A 15,167-nucleotide genomic window follows, 5' to 3' on the forward strand; every position below is an offset into this window, starting at 1 on the left:
CTTCAGCGGGCGTACCGCAGACCGTCCACAGGGGACGGTGGAATCGGCGGGACGGTCGGTTTGGGCTCGAAGGAGAGCGTGCCGTGGTTGATCGGGAAACGCGTCGGCATCGTCCCGGTCGCGCGGCCGTACGCGCAGGCGACCGCGGCCATCGAGGCGGCGACGCCCAGCTCTCCCGCCCCGCCCGGCTCGTCCGAGGTGCTCGGCATGACGACGATCCGGAGTTCGGGCGGGGTGTTCCACTGGCGCGTGTAGAAGTAGTTGTCCCAGCTCGCTTCGAGGAAATATCCGTCGCGCAGGTGCAGGCTGGACGTCAGGGCCAGCGCGATGCCGTCCATCACGCAGCCCATCATCTGGGCCTCCAGTCCGCGCGGGTTGACCACGAGGCCGACGTCCACGGCGAAGACGACCTTCGTGACGCGGGGCCCGGACACGCCGTCGCGGATGGGCCTGCCAACAGTTTCGGGGCGGCAGTCGATCTCCACCAGCGCCGCGCTGACGGCCTTGTATTCGCCGTGGAACGCGATGCCCTGCGCGGTCCCCTCGGGCATCCGCCGTCCCCACTCGCCGTCCTCGGCGGCCTTGCGCAGCACCGCCCGGGAGCGGTCGTCGCGAAGGAAGCCGTCCCGGAATCGGTACGGGTCCTTGCCGACCTTCCCGGCGAGCTGGTCGACGACGAGTTCCCGGGCACAGGCGACGTCGGGCGAGTAGACGTTGCGCATGCTGCCGGTGTTGAAGCTCTTGCCGGTCTCGCTGAGCAACTGCGTGCTGAAGCCGAAGTCGTACGGCATCGACTGGCTGAGCTGGAAGAAGGTTTCGGAGAACCCGATGTCCCCCACCGGGAGCCGCGCGGCCATGGCGGTGATGACCTCGCCGAGCCCGTGGCCGAGATCGGTGGACACGCTGGTGTGCCGCTGCTGGTAACCGAGCACGGTGCCACCGAGATACGACGCGCGCACGCGCGAGGTGGCCATCGGGTGGGTTCGGCCCTGGCGGGAGTCGTCGGCCCGGTGCCACATGAGCTTGACCGGTTTGCCGATCTTCTGGGAGACCTCGGCCGCCTCCGCTGCCGCGTCGTGGAACAGCTTGCGCCCGAAGGACCCTCCGCCCTCGACGACATGCACGGTAACGCTGCCGGGCGGCAGCCCGAGTTTCGCGGCGATGGCCTGTTTGGCGACGATCGGGGCCTTCAGCGCCGACCAGATCTCGGCCCTGCCGGGCCGCACGTCGGCGACGGCACAGTTGGGTTCGAGCGCGCTGTTGCCACGAAAGGAAAAAGTGAACTTGCCTTCGACACAGGGAACCAGCGGCGGCGGCCCGATCGGCAGCTCCGCGGCGGCCAGCTCCTTCAGCACGCTTTCGTCGGATTTCCCTTCCGCGGTGCCGGGTTTCCACGACACGCGCAGCGCGCGCACGGCGTCGACGCACTGGCCGAAGGTCTCGGCGCGCACCGCGACCCCGGTGGAGATCACGCAGACGTCGGTGACTCCCGGCAGGCCGCGGACCTCGGCGAGATTGGCCACCGAGCCGACCCGCCCGTTGACCGTCGGCGGACGGCACACCATCGCCGGTTTCGCACCCGGGACGTCGAGGTCCATCGCGAACACCTTGCGCCCGGTCACCGCGGCCAGCGCGTCGATCCGGTTGTGCGGCTTGCCGATCACGGTGAAGTTCTCGCGTGCGGTCAGTTCCACGGGCACCTGGCGGGTTCGCGTGCTCGCCGCTTTCTCCGCGAGAGCACCGATCTCGACACGGCGGCCGGAGCGATCGGAGACGACCCCGCCCTTCAACGTCAGGGCACTCGCCGGCGAGCCGAGTTCGGCCGCGGCGGCGTCCAGCAACCGGCGCCGGGCGATCGCGGCGGCGACCCGGATCGGGGTGTAGGTCGCGACGGTCGTGTTCGACGCGCCGGTGAGCTGGTTGAACAACAGCTCCGGCCGGGCGTCGGCCAGCGCGACCCGCACCCGGTCCAGCGGCACTGTCAGCTCCTCGGCGATGAGCATGGCCGAGGAGGTGGTGATGCCCTGCCCGACCTCGGCGCGAGGCAACGCGAACGACACCGTGCCGTCCGGTTCGACCTCGACGGAGATCAGGCCCGACGTCGGCAACGCCGCCGCGGTCAGCATGTCGTTGAGGTCGACCAGTTTCGTCAGATCCGGCGAAGGCAGCTCGGCGCCGGCCGCGGGTCTCGGCCCGAACTCGGCCGCCGTCACGAGGATCGGCGCCGCGAGAACGTAGCCGAGGAACCTTCGCCGCCCGATGGACTCCCCCATCGCTCAGCCCGGCCGGTTGGTCTCGGGGATTTCGATCCTCGTCCCCTTGCCCTTGGTGAGGTAGAAGAGGATGTACTGCCGCGCGGCTTCGTCGAGGACCCAGGCGGCCTCGGGCACCAGCGGCAGCGGGAGGAGGCCTTCGCGGAAGGCCACCAGCGCGGGCCACGCGGCGGCGATCGCCGGTCCCCAGATCGGCTCGCGGGGAATGGCGTCCCAGTCGGCCACCTGGTCGCCGACCAGGTACCGGGCGAGCGCGTTGCACAGCGGCCTGCTGATGCTGCCGGGGCTGGTCTGCTCGGCGAGCTGGCCGAGCAGGATGTCGGTCAGCTCGACACCCTCGCGGGTCGGCCCCATGGCGGGCGGCAGGACCTGTGCCGACTGGGCGTTCGCCGCGTCCCAGGTGGCGGGGATGTACTCGTCCCTGATGCCGAGCATGTGCGCGGTCACCTGCCACACGTGCAGATAAGCCGTGGATTCGGCGGTACTGATCGGGACCTTCCATTCGCGCATCCTGCGCATCGCGAACGTCGGCAGGGTGTGCCAGGTGACGAGCATGTCGTTCTGGCTGATCGGGATGTCGCCGGTCCAGTGCGGAGACTGCTTCAGCAGATGCCGGACCGCCGCGTGCACCAGCCGCGTCTTCACGGCGTTGACCACACACGAGCCGTCGGGTCGGTACGCGTTCAAGGCGCCGACGGCGAATCCGAGGATGCTGGTCTTGGCGACGCGATCCTCCATGTCCGCGCCGCCCTTGGAGTAGTAGACCGCGCGCGCCTCCTTGGGGATGGCGGTGCTCAGCATGCCGCCGCCGACGCCGTTGAGCAGGTTGAGATACAGCCCGCGGGATTTGGTGAATTCGGCGGCGGTTTCGAGCTTTCCACGGTCCGCCCACGAAGGCAGCTGACGTGCTCTGTCCATAAAGGACCGAAGGTCGGCGGGCAGCCCGGCGGGCGGCGGCTGGTCGTTGCGCGTCCACTCCGCCAGCAGGCGGTTGACCTCGGGCACCGCGCCGCGATCGAGCAGCGACGCCACCAGCGGGTCCGCCTCCTCGTCCCACACCCACCGCGGATCGGCCCCTGCCCCCGAACCCGCGACGGACCCGCTCGCCGCCCATGCCCAGGCCGGGGACGCGACCCCCAGCGCACCGAGCGCGCCAAGGGCGCCACCCGAGATCAACATCTTGCGCCTGCTGAGTTCCGCCATACCGTGAACTCCTCCTCGGGTCCGGCCCATCAGGACGGGCGGTTGATCTCGGGGATTTCGATGCTGATCGGACGCGCCTCGGACAGGTAGAGCAGGGCCGCCTTGCGCAGGAACTCGTCGAAGAGCCAATAGGCCTGCGGCGCGCCAGGGAAGGGAAGCAACCCTTCGCGAACGGCGATGAACGGGCCCCAGCTCGCCTTCAGCAGCGGATCCCAGACCGGTTCCCTGGCGATCGCCAGCCAGTCGGCGATCCGGTCGCCGAGCAGGAAGCGGGTGAACGCGCCGAGGATGTGCTTGCTCAGCACGCCACCGTCGACCGGCGAACCGAGATCGAGCAGGATATCGGCGAGTTCGACACCCTCGCGGGTCGGCGCCAGCACCGGGTCCAGCACCTGCTTGGCCTGCGCGTCGGCCGCGCTCCACGACGCGGGAATGTACTCGTCCATGATGCCGAGCATGTGCGCGCCGATCTGCCACGAGTGCAGGAAGGCCTCGGACTCGGCGGCCGGGATCGGCACCTGCCACGCGGTGAGCTTCTGCATCACGGTCGTGGGCAGGCTGTGCCAGGTGACCATCATGTCCGCCTGGCTGATCGGGATCTTCTCGCCGGAGACGTCCGGCCAGTGCGGCGACTTCGGCAGCAGATGCCGCACCGCGGCGTGCACCAGCCGGGTCTTGACGCACGTCACGATCATTTCGCCGTCGGGCTGATAGGCGTTGCGCGAGCCGATGTCGTAACCCAGTTTGGCGGTCTTGGAGATGCGGTCCTTCATGTCCGCGCCGCCCTTGGAGTAGTAGACCGCGCGTGCCTCGTGGGGAATGACCGTGCTCATCATGCCGCTGGCCAGCCCGTACAGCACGCCGAGGTACAGCCCGCGCTTTTCGTTGAACTTCACCGCGGTGGCCAGCTTTCCCCGGTCCGCCCACGGAGGCAGGCGGCGGGCGCGCTCCATGAAGTCCCGCAGATCGGCGGGCAGCCCGTCCGGTAGCGGCTGGTCGTTCCTGGTCCAGGTCCGCAACAGCGCGTTGACCCTGGGCACGTCACCGCGGTCGAGCAGCGAGGCGACCAGCGGATCGGCTTCCGGGTCCCAGACCCAGCGCGGGTCGGCGCCTTCGCCGGCGCCCGCGACCGAGCCCCGGGGCGACCACGTCCACGTCGACGCCCACGCGGGTGTCGCGGCGGTCAGCGCGCCAAGCGCGCCCAACGCCCCGCCCGCCTTCAACACGTTGCGCCTGCTGAGACTGTCCATGCCTTCGCTCCTCCTCCTTGAGGTCGCGAGCGCCTGATACGATGAAACACGATGCGCATCCGCGTATCACCATGAGAGCACAGCGTGTCGGCCATCACAAGACCTGTCGCGAGGACGGAGTTCGGCGGTCGAGGCAGAACTTGAGGCAGAATCGGTCGTCTCAGGAGGTGATCGTGGAACCTGCGCTGTCCGCCCTCGGGGCGACGTCAGGCTCGGAATCGATGCTGGAACGCGCGTATTCCGAGGCTGTCGAACGGGTCGACGACAGGGACGACACCCGCACGCGCATCCTCGACGCGGCGTACGAGCAGTTCTGCCGCATGGGCATCCAACGGTCCACAATGGAGGATGTGGCCCGGCGGGCGGCTGTCTCGCGGATCACCGTCTACCGCCGGTTCGCCACGAAGGACACCCTGGTCGAACACGTGGTGCGGCGGGAGTTCCGCCGATATTTCGACCAGTTCCTCATCGACATCGAGCGTGCCGAAACCGTCGCCGACCGGGTCGTGCTGGGTTTCGTGAGCTCGTTGCGCGCCATCCGCGGCAACCCGCTGATCGGCGGCCTGATCGCCGCGGAGCCGGACCTGTTCGTGTCGTCGATGACCAACGACGGCGGCCGGACACTCGCCACCGTGCGGCAGTTCGTCGCGGGCCAGCTCCGCCACGAACAACGCGCCGGCACGGTGGACCGCGCGGTGGACGCCGATCGCGTCGCCGAGCTGATGGTCCGCGTCTCGGCCTCGTTCCTGGCCATTCCCAGTCACCTCATCGACCTCGACGACGACGAGCAGGTGGCCGAGGTGGCCCGGCAGTTCCTCGTCCCGATGCTGCGGCCGCCCGGAAAATCACGCTGACCCGTTCGGCGCGTACCCTCGCTGGCGCAGGTCTATCCGGGGAGGGCGCGGTGTTCGTTCACGTCGGCGGTGACGGCGCGGTCCGGGTCGAGGAAGGCGACGACTGCACCCGGCTTCACGTCGCCACCGAGCTGGATTCGGCGGCCACGGGCCAAGCGTTGCGCGACGCCGGTTTCGGCGGCCCGGCCGACGAACCGGACAGCGCCTGGCTTTCGGTCGAATCCCTGCGCGAGAACGCATCGCGTGGTTCCGTCGGCGCGGACTGGCCCGGGCGTTGGGACGCGATGATCGCGTACGCGGCGCGGAAGGGCTGGCTGACGGCGGACGGCACGAAGGTCGCCGCCCATATCGAACACCCCGCACCGGCCTGACCGGACTCAGCCGGCTTCCACCGCGGTTTTCAGTGCCCGCACGACCCGTTCGTACTCCGCCTTGATCGCCTCGTACTGCTCGGCGATCACGGTCGCGACCAGGGAACCGGACCACGTTTCCGTGTCCGTGTAACGACTTCTGCCGCTCGCCAGCGGCTCGACCTCGAAGCTGTGCCGCCCCAGCAGAACGTCGGGCACGCCGCCCAGCCACACCAGCCGCCGCTGCGGGAGCGCCTCGACGATCTCGGCGGTGAACGACTGGTCACCGGCGACGCCGCCGGACACCCTCAGCTTCAGCTTCGCCCCCGGAACCGCTTCGGGCACCGGATCATCGACGACCATCGTGGGATGCCAACGGGAATAACGACCGAAGTCGACAAGAACCCGCCACACCGCCTCGGGCGGCGCCGCGACGTCCACCACGGTCCGGATCAGCGAACCCTGCGTCATGGAGCACGACGATAGCCCCGCCGAGGTCCGGTGCCGACCGGATTTTCACCGGCCGGCTCTGGCGTCGGGCAGGGTGCCGACCACCGACCCGGCCACGGTGTGCAGCCGCAGCCGCTGATCGCGTGCGCGCTTGCGGAGGCGGGTGAACGCTTCGTGCAAGGTGATCTGGTACCGCTCGGCGAGCACTCCCTTGGCTTGTTCGATCACGATCCTGGTGTCCAGCGCGGTCTGCAGCTGGGTGACGAGCCCGCGCAGGCGGGCCAGCTCGGCGAGCTCTTCGTTTCCGGTGTCGGATCCGTACCCCGAAACCATGTCGTCTCTCTTCCCCGGCGCGGAAGTGACCGATGACCTGGTCTGCCAGTTCCATGCATACCCGAACGGGGGCGGACGTAACTACCCCGGCAAGGCGGAAACCGGTTTTGTCGGTGGTGCGGGGTAGCGTTCCCTCCTGTGATGCACATCACTGAAGGGAAGGCGTCGGATGGCTGTACTACTCGCGATCGGTACCCGCAAGGGGCTGTGGCTGGCCACCAGCACGGATGGGCGGGCGAGCTGGGAGCTGAGCGGACCCCAGCACCCGATGACGGAGGTCTACGCGGTCGGCATCGACGTCCGCAGGGGCAAGCCAAGACTCCTGGCCGGCGTCACCAGCGAGCACTACGGGCCCAGCGTGGCGACGAGCGATGATCTGGGCGCGAGCTGGCAGGAGCCCGATCACGCCCCGATCGCCTTCCCGGAGGACACCGGGGAGTCGCTCGCCAGGGTGTGGCAGCTGACGCCCGGCCCGGCGAGCGAGCCCGCCGTGGTCTACGCCGGGGTCGAGCCGTCGGCGCTGTTCCGCTCCGCCGACGGAGGCCGGACCTACGAGCTGGTCCGCGGTCTGTGGGACCACCCGCACCGGGAGCACTGGACACCGGGAGGCGGCGGCAAGGCCATCCACACGGTGATCCCGCATCCGGCGACGCCGGGCCGGATCACCGTCGCGATGTCGACCGGCGGCGTCTACCGCACGGAGGACGGCGGCGCTTCGTGGCAGGCACGCAACACCGGCATCAAGGCCGTGCACGTCCCCGATCCGTACCCGGAGTACGGCCACTGCGTGCACAAGGTCGCCACGCATCCCCAAGCGCCGGAACGCTTCTACGCGCAGGTGCACCACGGCGTCTACCGCAGCGACGACGACGCGGCCAGCTGGCGGTCCATCGCCGACGGGCTGCCCAGCGACTTCGGCTTCCCGATGGTGGTCCACCCGCGGCGGCCCGAGGTGATCTACACCTTCCCGCTGGTGGCCGACATGCGACGTTTCCCGCCGGAGGCCCGATGCCGGGTGTACCGCAGTGAGGACGCCGGTGAGTCCTGGGAGGCGCTGGGCGCCGGGCTGCCGGACGAGTTCTGGGCGGGGGTCATGCGTGACGCGATGTGCGCCGACGACGCCGAGCCCGCCGGGGTCTACTTCGGCTCGCGGACCGGTGACGTCTACGCCAGCCGCGACGAGGGCGACAGCTGGCGGCTCGTCGCGTCGCATCTGCCGGATGTGCTGTGCGTCCGGGCCGCGACGGTGTGACGATGCGGGTCATCGTGTTGCTTCCGGGAGTGCTGCGCGAGAAGGCGGGCGGGCAGGGCCGCCTCGTCGTCGAGGTCGATGAGCCCGCCACCTTGGGCTCCCTGCTCGATGTGCTGGCCAAGGAGCACCCGGCGCTGGAGCGGCGGCTGCGCGACGAGCAGGCCGGGTTGCGCCGCTACGTCAACTTCTTCGTGGACGGCGAGGAATGCCGTCGCTCCGGCGGCTCCGCCACCCCGCTCCGGGAGGCCGCCGAGGTCCAGATCATCCCGTCGGTGGCAGGAGGCTGATCAGGTAAGGATTTCGGGGACCCCCGCCCCGGCGCCACGTGTCGTCGCCGGGACGATCGGCGGGAGGCAAAGGCATGAGCGAAGCTTGCGAGCGAATCATGCGCCAAAAGGGATCGAACACAGTCTCGCGGAGCGAGGCGATCGCATGAGCGAATGGGCACCACTGACCCATGTCGAAGGGCTGGAACTGCTGGGCGGCCACGGGCGGGTCCGGGTTCCCCTCCGGACGGACCACGGCGTGCTGCTGGAGATCGAATACCCCGCGGGCGTGGGCTCGCCGGTCCACGCGCACGAGCACGACAGCTTCGTCCATCTCCTCTCCGGCCGCCTCACCGGCACGCTCTCCGGCCATACCGTGCAGCTGCTCCCCGGGGAGTCGCTGCTGCATCCGCGAGGAGTCCCGCATTCCGTCGAGGCGGTGGCCGACAGCCGGTGGCTGGAATTCAAGGCACCGGCCCCCGATCTCGCGCGGACGCTCGGCCGGTAGCCGGAACGCACTGTCCACTCAGGACTACCGGGTCCGGGGCGCGACGGCGGAACCGGCGGAAGAGCGGCTGGCCGAGCAGCAGCCCGGCCAGCACCAGCGCGATGCCGAGCAGCTGCCGCACGGTGAGCGTGTCCCCGGCCAGCATGGTGCCGAGCAGGACACCGGTGACGGGATTGAGCAGTCCGATGAGTCCCACGGACGCGGCGGGCAGGTGCTTGAGGCCCGCGAACCACGCGGTGAAGGCGAGTGCGGTCGCGACGACGGTGACGTACGCGAAGCCGAACAGCATGTCCCCGTCCAGTGCCGGCGGGGCGCCCTCGACCACGAGCGCGGGCGGGATCAGGAGGACGCTGCCCGCGATGAGCTGCCACGAGGTCGAAGCGAGGACGTCGACCTCCCCCGCCCACCGCTTCGCGAGGATGTACCCGACCGACGACAACACCATGGCGCCCACCGAAGCGGTCACGCCGAGCGCGTCCACCCGCACCGCCGCGGTCAGCAGCATCAGGCACGCCCCGGTGATGCCGATCGCGGCGCCCGCCAGCGCGCGGACCGCCGGCCGTTCGGCGGCCAGCAGCCAGGCCAGCAGCATCAGCACCACCGGCGAGGTGGCCATGATCATCGAGGCCAGGCTGGTCGGCAGCCGGTGCGCCGCGACATAGATCAGGGTGAAGAACGCGCTGGTGTTCAGCGCGCCGAGCACCAGCGACTTCCCCCACCACGATCCGCGCGGCCGCCGCCGGCACACCGCGAGCAGGAGCAGCCCGGCCGGGAGCGCACGGAGGATCGCCCCGTACAACGGCACTCCCGCGGGCAGGTGCTCGTGGGTGACGAAGTAGTTGGTGCCCCAGGCGATCGGCGCGACAGCGGTGACCAGGCTCCACCGCAGAGTACCTTCCATGGAAGGTACAATAGCTTCCTGGGAAGCTATTATGGAAGGGTGACCGAACCGCTGGACCACGTCGCCCGCATCCAGGCCGAATGGGCGCGCGAGCGTCCCGATCTCGATGTGAGCCCCCAGGGCGTGATCGGCCGCCTGCACCGGGTGGCCGCGCTGCTGACCGACCAGCTCTGCCTGGTGTATCACCGCTATGGGCTCAGCGAGGGCGAGTTCGACGTCCTGGCCGCGCTCCGCCGGGCGGGCGATCCCTTCGAGCGGGCGCCAGGGGAACTGGCCGCGTTCACCATGGTCACCACCGGGGCCATGACCAAACGGCTCGACCGGCTGGAACGCGCCGGTCTGGTCGCGCGCCGCCCCAGCACGACCGACGGGCGCGGCCGGGTGGTCGCACTGACCCCGGCGGGGCGGGACCTGTTCGACGAGGCGTTCACCGAGCACATGCGCAACGAGCGGCGGCTGCTGGACGACCTCACCCCGGCCGAGGCCACCCGGCTGGAGCACCTGCTCACGGACTGGCTCGCGCGGCTCGAAGCACCTCGCCCGCCCCGCCCGCGGTAGCCGGGCTACCGCGCGGTGTCCCCGGTCTGCGTGCGGATCCAGTCGGTCAGGATGTCCACCCGCGCGATGATCTCGCGGCCGGGCTGGGGGCACGGCGGGCCGCTGTTCTCGATGGCGACCAGGTTCCCGGTCCGGTTGTCGCCGGAAACGAAGTACGGCGAGCCGGAGTCGTCGGCGCACGGGCTGTTCTCGACCGTGCGCGGCACCACCGGCAGTGCTTCGAGAGTGGTCGGCGCGATCTTCGCGACGGAGAACTCCCCGCGTTTGAGGTGGTCGGACGGGGCGACGACGGTGGCCGAGGTGGAACCCCAGCCCGCGAACCGCAGCCGCTGGCCCACTTCGGGCGCCTTGTCCGGCAAGGTCAACGGGACGACGTCGTCGATCGCGGTGCTCAGCTTCGCCACCGCGAGGTCGTTGACCGGGGACTGCCGGACGTCCACCACCTGCGCCGTGTGCCCGCCGGGGTCGCCGTCCTTCAGCTTCCCGACGGTCACCGTCATGTGGTAGCGGGGCTTGCCGCCCACCCACGCGCCGTTGATGTCGTGGAAGCAGTGTCCGGCCGTGATGATCCACTCGGGGGCGATCAGGGAACCACTGCACGCTCCGCTTCGCACGCCGCCACCGCGTACCGGGATGTCCGACGACGTCAGCTTCGCGTTGAACGGCAGGACCGGGCTCACCACCGGGCGGCCGGCGGTCGTCACCGGGGACTCGGTCGTCACCGAGGCCGTCGCCGTGGGTGGCATGGCCGTCGTCGGCGCGGCCCTCGCCTGAAGAAAATGGTCGGCCCGGGTCGTCGCCTTCGTCTCACCGGTGGTGACACTGGCGAAGGCGCCGCCGACGCCCGCCAGCACGGCGGCCGAGAGCGCCCAGAGCCGCCGGGTCGACAACCGTCCCGTATTCGTCCTCATGTCCTAGAGCACGCATGACCGCCCCATGCGGTTCCGCCGCGCCGCCGCCGGTGCACCTCCGTGCACGAAACTTTCCCGATCTGACGTGGTCGTTCCCACAGTGAGGTTTTCTCGGTAGGTGCGGGGTGCGGCTTTGCTGGTGGGTGCTTTCCCGGGGGCTTGGTGGTGTGGTGAAGGGGTCCTTTGCGGCGTTGGGCGCCGGTAAGGAGGCCTTCACAGCATGCGGCGGGCCCGGGGCGCGTGTCGCGAACGGAGTCGGCGAGCGCAGGCAAGTCCCAGAGAAGTCCCAGGGACGCCCTGGGTGCATCCACCGCACCCAGGGACGCCCTTGTCGCACCTCAGGCCAGCGCACCCCAAGCGTTCTACAGCACCTCCGGCGGCACCCACGGCCCCAGAACCCTTAGCGAGAAACCGACAGTGGGGCGAGGCGTGCCCGCCGGTATCCGGCACCGCCGGGCACGCCCCGCGTTCGGTGCGGTCACGGGGAGAGGGGACCGCACCCGTCCGGCGCCGGGGGCAGATCGACCGCCCCGTCGATGACTTCGCCGGTCTCGTGCCGGACCGCGTGCGCGGTCATGTGCTGCGGCGTGTGGTGCACGGCCGGGTTCATGTGCACCTCCCTGATACCGTCCACTGTGGACACGTCGTCGGGATTGCTGAAGAACACCGTCCCGTTGTCGGCGAAGGTGACCGTCCAGTGCTGGCCGGCAACCTGGGTGTTGATCTGGAACTCCTCGCCGACGACCAGTTTCCCCGGTACCGGGCCGTCGTCGTCATAGGCCGACTTGAGCGTCCACGCGGTACCCAGTGTGCCGGTTCCCGCCGTCGAGACCGCGGGTCCGCACCGGCGTCCGCTCGCCTGGGCCGCCGGACCGGTGACCACCCCACCGGCCAAGCCGAGACCTGCCATGGCAAGCACAGCCGCCGTGATGGCTCTTCGCATCGTGTTTCCTTCCCCTGAAAGGCTTTCCGAACCTTCACCTACGAATACGCGCGCGGGTTACGGCGCCGGACCAGCACGTGGGAGACCAGCAGCAACGCCAGAACCGCCGCCTCGGTGAGCAAGCTGACGAGCGCTTCCGGTGCCGGCTGCAGCCCGTACTCGACGAAGCCGAAGACACCGATCGTCCGGGACAGCACGAATCCGCCCAGCGCGCCGAGCGCCAGCCCGGCCGCGGCGAGCCGCAGCACCACCGAACCGCTGAACACCAGCAGGACCGCGATCGCGAAGGACCCACTGGCCTGCACCAGAAAGGCCGGGCCGACGAACGGGATCACCCGGTAGCCGTGGAGATAGAGTTCGGCGTGGACGTAACCGCCGGCGGCGAGACACACGGCGATGCCGAGCCGCAGCACTCGCCCGCTCACGCGAGCCTCACGTCCTTGACGGCCAGGCCCGGATCCCCGGGCCGATAGGCCACCTCGCGGATGCCCAGCGCGTCGCCGAGTTTGCCCGCGGGCAGGGTCACCGGGGTCGGCGCGGGCCGGGTTCCCGGCTGGGGCAACGGATACGCGGTGGTGGTGGCGCTGTGGAAGGTCACATTTCCCTCGGTTTTGGTGAACAACTGGTGCACATGCCCGTTGAGGCAGGTGACCGAGGAGAACCGGCGCAGATAGGACAGCGCCTGCGTGGCGTCGTCGGTGCCCCAGCCCCAGGCCGGGTACATCGCGAACAGCGGGATGTGGCTGAAGACCACGATCGGGGTATCCGAGGAGAGTTTCGCGACGTCCTTGCGGACGAACTCCAGCTGATCGTTGCCGAGGTGCCCCAGCTTCTCCAGGCTCAGCGTGTTCACCAGCGACAGGAAGTGCACGCCCTGGACATCGAAGCTGTACCAGCCGTCGCCCGCGGTTCCGGCCCCGAACACCTTGCGGTACTTCTGGCCGGTGTCGTCGATCGAATCGTGCTCGCCGGGCACGGTCAGCACCTGTGCGGTGTGCAGGCCGCTCATCATCTGCTTGACCTGGTCGAACTGCGCCGGGGTGGCGAGGTGGGTGAGGTCGCCGGTGTGCATCACGAACGCCGGGCGGTACGGCAGCGCGTTGATCTGGTTGATGGCACGGGAAAAGGAATCCTCGACGGCGGTGTTGGCGGAGCCCTTGAACCCGAGATGGCTGTCGCTGACCTGGACGAACCGCAGCGCGTGCGGATCGTCTTCCGGCGCGGCCTCCGCCGGCCCGGTGACGTGGCTGAGGACTTCCCCGCCCGAAACGGTGAGCACCACGGCGGCGCCGAACCACGCGGTGTGGCGCAGCAGCTGCCGCCGGGTCATGCCTTCGGGCCCGTGCTCTTCCGCCGCCCCGTCCCGCGCGGTCACGGCGTCACCGTCACGGTCGCGGTCATGAACGGGTGGATGGTGCACAGGTATTCGTACCGGCCCGGGGTGGCGAAGACGTACCGGTAGGTGTCTCCTTTGTTCAGTGTCGGCGAGCGCAGCGGCCCCGCGTTCCCTGTGCTGGTCACGGTGTGCGGGTCCTGGTCCTCGTTCCGCCACGTTACGGTGGCGCCCGCCTTGACCGTGACGTCACCCGGCGCGAACGCGAAGTCCTTTATGGACACCGCGTCGGTGGCGACAGCGGGGCCGCCGGAGGACGCCGTCATGCCCGGCATGTCCGGCATGGCGGACGACGGTGCCTTGGCGGGTGTGGCGGCGGGCGGCGCGGAGCAGGCCGCGAGTCCCAGCGCGGCGGCGATCAGCAGGATGGTCGGTCCGAGGGTTTTCGTCATGCCATGACGTACGCGCCCTGGTTACGTCTCTTGTGGAGGGACGAGCACTTCCACCACCCCGGCGGACTCCCGGACCACCAGCCGGGGCAGCGGTGGCGGCTTGACCGGCAGCTGATGGAACAGCACGGCGCCGTCGACGGCGAACGCCGTGCGGTGGCACGGGCAGTTCAGCCGCCGGGCCGGGGCGTCCAGCGCCAGCCGGCAGCCCAGATGCGTGCACGTCGCCGACACCGCCCGCACCTGTCCGTCCGCGCGCTCGACGAAACCCGCGACGGACCCGAAGTCGAACGGCCGCACTCCGCCCTCGGGAAGATCCTTTCCGGCCACCACCGCCCGCCATTCCCCGTGTTCCGGCCGAAGCGTCCGATCCGGTGGCGGCGGCGAAGCGGCTTCCTCGCCACCGCTGGTCGCCAGATGGTCGACGCCCGCGCCGAGCACGGCCGCCGCCGCGGCGGTCGACGTCAGCCGGACGAACCGCCGCCGGCTGCCGCCCCTGGCCGGTGGCGCGTCGCCGAGTTCGACGGCCAGCCGCCGGTGCAGCCCGGCGACGAACTCCTCGGTGGGTGCGCCGCTCCCGGGGCGGGCCGCGCGCAGCTGGACGGCCACGCGCAGCTCCGCCTCGTCGCCGGCACCGGCGTCGAACCGACGTGGACGTCGTTGCCGCAGCAGGTCTTTGACGAACCGGCGGACTCCGCGACTGCTCACGTTCCCATCCTCTCCGCCACCGCCGCGGCCTGACGCAACGCCCGGTGCTGCAGCACCTTCGCGTTGCCCACGGTGATGTCCAGCTCGGCCGCGGCCTCCTTGAGCGAACAGGCTTCCAGGAACCGCAGCCGCAGGATCCGCCGGTAGCGGTCGGGCAGCTCCGCCAGGATCGCCTCCGCCCGCGCCAGCTTCCCGGGATCCTCCATCCCGGTCTCGAGAACCGCGATGTCCCGCTCGTCGTCCAGCACGGTGATCTCCCGGCCGAGCGTGCGCCGCCAGTGCGTCGCCAGCACCGTGCGCGCGGTCGCCAGCAGATACGCCCGCACCTCGCCGACGCTCGCCGAAACACGCAACGGCTTGAGCGCGACCAGGAAGACCTCGGTCGTGAGGTCCTCGGCGTCCGGCCGGTTGCCGACCTTCGCGAACATCAGCCGGTAAACCCGCTCGACGTTGTCGCGGTACACCGCCTCCCAATCCGGGTAGGCATCGGTACCGACCACCCGCAGCCGCGCGGGCCCTTCCGGCTCCGCTTCCGTTTCTCCCTCTCGGGCCGTCTTACGCCGTGTCCCGAAACGTCTTCCCACCGGTCACCATCCGGCCTACCGTCCTCGTCGAACCCCGCCGT

The 15,167-nt window shown here is 70.1% G+C and carries 19 protein-coding genes; 6 read left to right on the forward strand and 13 right to left on the reverse strand.

The features are described from left to right. Nucleotides 1–2 precede the first annotated feature (2 nt). Genes ACFW0G_RS36385 through ACFW0G_RS36395 form a run of 3 tightly spaced genes read right to left on the reverse strand, consistent with a single transcriptional unit; the run spans nucleotide 3 to nucleotide 4,726 of the window. Complete coding sequence (locus ACFW0G_RS36385) at nucleotides 3–2,273, reverse strand: molybdopterin cofactor-binding domain-containing protein (RefSeq protein WP_378330035.1); 2,271 nt, start codon at nucleotides 2,271–2,273, stop codon at nucleotides 3–5. Between the two features lie 3 nt (nucleotides 2,274–2,276). Then, entirely contained in the window at nucleotides 2,277–3,476 is a 1,200-nt protein-coding gene (locus tag ACFW0G_RS36390; protein ID WP_378330036.1) for an oxygenase MpaB family protein, read from the reverse strand. A 29-nt stretch (nucleotides 3,477–3,505) separates the two neighbouring features. Next, nucleotides 3,506–4,726: an oxygenase MpaB family protein gene (locus ACFW0G_RS36395; RefSeq protein ID WP_378330037.1), complete on the reverse strand. Its 1,221-nt coding sequence runs from the start codon at nucleotides 4,724–4,726 to the stop codon at nucleotides 3,506–3,508. A 173-nt stretch (nucleotides 4,727–4,899) separates the two neighbouring features. Here ACFW0G_RS36395 and ACFW0G_RS36400 point away from each other — a divergent pair, with 173 nt between their 5' ends. Together ACFW0G_RS36400 and ACFW0G_RS36405 are read left to right on the forward strand one after the other, a co-directional pair. After that, a complete protein-coding gene (locus ACFW0G_RS36400) occupies nucleotides 4,900–5,580 on the forward strand; it encodes a TetR/AcrR family transcriptional regulator (RefSeq protein WP_378330038.1) in 681 nt (226 codons plus the stop codon). Nucleotides 5,581–5,630: 50 nt separating this feature from the next. Continuing rightward, nucleotides 5,631–5,951 carry a hypothetical protein gene (locus ACFW0G_RS36405; protein ID WP_378330039.1) on the forward strand — a complete coding sequence of 107 codons (321 nt, stop codon included), beginning with the start codon at nucleotides 5,631–5,633 and terminating at the stop codon, nucleotides 5,949–5,951. Nucleotides 5,952–5,957: 6 nt separating this feature from the next. Here ACFW0G_RS36405 and ACFW0G_RS36410 read toward each other — a convergent pair whose 3' ends face one another. After that, nucleotides 5,958–6,401: an SRPBCC domain-containing protein gene (locus tag ACFW0G_RS36410; protein WP_378330040.1), complete on the reverse strand. Its 444-nt coding sequence runs from the start codon at nucleotides 6,399–6,401 to the stop codon at nucleotides 5,958–5,960. Between the two features lie 45 nt (nucleotides 6,402–6,446). Further along, nucleotides 6,447–6,713, reverse strand: a complete 267-nt coding sequence (locus ACFW0G_RS36415; RefSeq protein WP_378330041.1) for an ANTAR domain-containing response regulator — start codon at nucleotides 6,711–6,713, stop codon at nucleotides 6,447–6,449. Nucleotides 6,714–6,882: 169 nt separating this feature from the next. On the opposite strand from ACFW0G_RS36415, the gene ACFW0G_RS36420 reads away from it, so the two are divergent. From ACFW0G_RS36420 to ACFW0G_RS36430, 3 genes are all read left to right on the forward strand, one after another. Then, nucleotides 6,883–7,965, forward strand: a complete 1,083-nt coding sequence (locus ACFW0G_RS36420) for a WD40/YVTN/BNR-like repeat-containing protein (protein WP_378330042.1) — start codon at nucleotides 6,883–6,885, stop codon at nucleotides 7,963–7,965. 2 nt (nucleotides 7,966–7,967) lie between these two features. Continuing rightward, nucleotides 7,968–8,252 (forward strand): MoaD/ThiS family protein, encoded by a 285-nt coding sequence (locus ACFW0G_RS36425; RefSeq protein ID WP_378330043.1) that lies wholly within the window; start codon nucleotides 7,968–7,970, stop codon nucleotides 8,250–8,252. Nucleotides 8,253–8,397: 145 nt separating this feature from the next. Further along, nucleotides 8,398–8,739 (forward strand): cupin domain-containing protein, encoded by a 342-nt coding sequence (locus ACFW0G_RS36430; protein ID WP_378330044.1) that lies wholly within the window; start codon nucleotides 8,398–8,400, stop codon nucleotides 8,737–8,739. Here the strand turns inward: ACFW0G_RS36430 and ACFW0G_RS36435 are convergent. After that, entirely contained in the window at nucleotides 8,696–9,640 is a 945-nt protein-coding gene (locus ACFW0G_RS36435) for a DMT family transporter (protein WP_378330045.1), read from the reverse strand. The genes ACFW0G_RS36430 and ACFW0G_RS36435 overlap by 44 nt on opposite strands. A gap of 39 nt (nucleotides 9,641–9,679) precedes the next feature. Between ACFW0G_RS36435 and ACFW0G_RS36440 the strand changes: the two genes are divergently transcribed. Next, on the forward strand, nucleotides 9,680–10,198 hold the full coding sequence (locus ACFW0G_RS36440; RefSeq protein WP_378330046.1) for a MarR family winged helix-turn-helix transcriptional regulator: 519 nt from the start codon (nucleotides 9,680–9,682) through the stop codon (nucleotides 10,196–10,198). A 5-nt stretch (nucleotides 10,199–10,203) separates the two neighbouring features. Here the strand turns inward: ACFW0G_RS36440 and ACFW0G_RS36445 are convergent, their stop codons facing one another. From ACFW0G_RS36445 to ACFW0G_RS36475, 7 genes are all read right to left on the reverse strand, one after another. Continuing rightward, nucleotides 10,204–11,109 carry a S1 family peptidase gene (locus tag ACFW0G_RS36445; protein WP_378330047.1) on the reverse strand — a complete coding sequence of 302 codons (906 nt, stop codon included), beginning with the start codon at nucleotides 11,107–11,109 and terminating at the stop codon, nucleotides 10,204–10,206. A gap of 478 nt (nucleotides 11,110–11,587) precedes the next feature. Further along, on the reverse strand, nucleotides 11,588–12,052 hold the full coding sequence (locus tag ACFW0G_RS36450; RefSeq protein WP_378330048.1) for a hypothetical protein: 465 nt from the start codon (nucleotides 12,050–12,052) through the stop codon (nucleotides 11,588–11,590). Nucleotides 12,053–12,090: 38 nt separating this feature from the next. Then, nucleotides 12,091–12,477 carry a hypothetical protein gene (locus ACFW0G_RS36455; protein WP_378330049.1) on the reverse strand — a complete coding sequence of 129 codons (387 nt, stop codon included), beginning with the start codon at nucleotides 12,475–12,477 and terminating at the stop codon, nucleotides 12,091–12,093. Beyond that, the gene (locus ACFW0G_RS36460) at nucleotides 12,474–13,427 is read right to left on the reverse strand and encodes a metallophosphoesterase family protein (protein ID WP_378330050.1); all 954 of its coding nucleotides are present in this window, start codon (nucleotides 13,425–13,427) and stop codon (nucleotides 12,474–12,476) included. The genes ACFW0G_RS36455 and ACFW0G_RS36460 overlap by 4 nt, the downstream gene beginning before the upstream one ends. Then, complete coding sequence (locus tag ACFW0G_RS36465) at nucleotides 13,424–13,837, reverse strand: plastocyanin/azurin family copper-binding protein (RefSeq protein WP_378330051.1); 414 nt, start codon at nucleotides 13,835–13,837, stop codon at nucleotides 13,424–13,426. Before ACFW0G_RS36465 ends, ACFW0G_RS36460 begins: the two co-directional genes overlap by 4 nt. Nucleotides 13,838–13,858: 21 nt before the next feature. Next, nucleotides 13,859–14,542, reverse strand: coding sequence for a ubiquinol-cytochrome c reductase iron-sulfur subunit (locus ACFW0G_RS36470; protein ID WP_378330052.1), 684 nt, complete (start codon nucleotides 14,540–14,542; stop codon nucleotides 13,859–13,861). Then, complete coding sequence (locus ACFW0G_RS36475) at nucleotides 14,539–15,126, reverse strand: RNA polymerase sigma factor (protein WP_378330053.1); 588 nt, start codon at nucleotides 15,124–15,126, stop codon at nucleotides 14,539–14,541. Before ACFW0G_RS36475 ends, ACFW0G_RS36470 begins: the two co-directional genes overlap by 4 nt. Between the last annotated feature and the right edge of the window lie 41 nt (nucleotides 15,127–15,167).

This window comes from Amycolatopsis sp. NPDC058986 (assembly GCF_042741125.1).
Lineage (GTDB): Bacteria > Actinomycetota > Actinomycetes > Mycobacteriales > Pseudonocardiaceae > Amycolatopsis.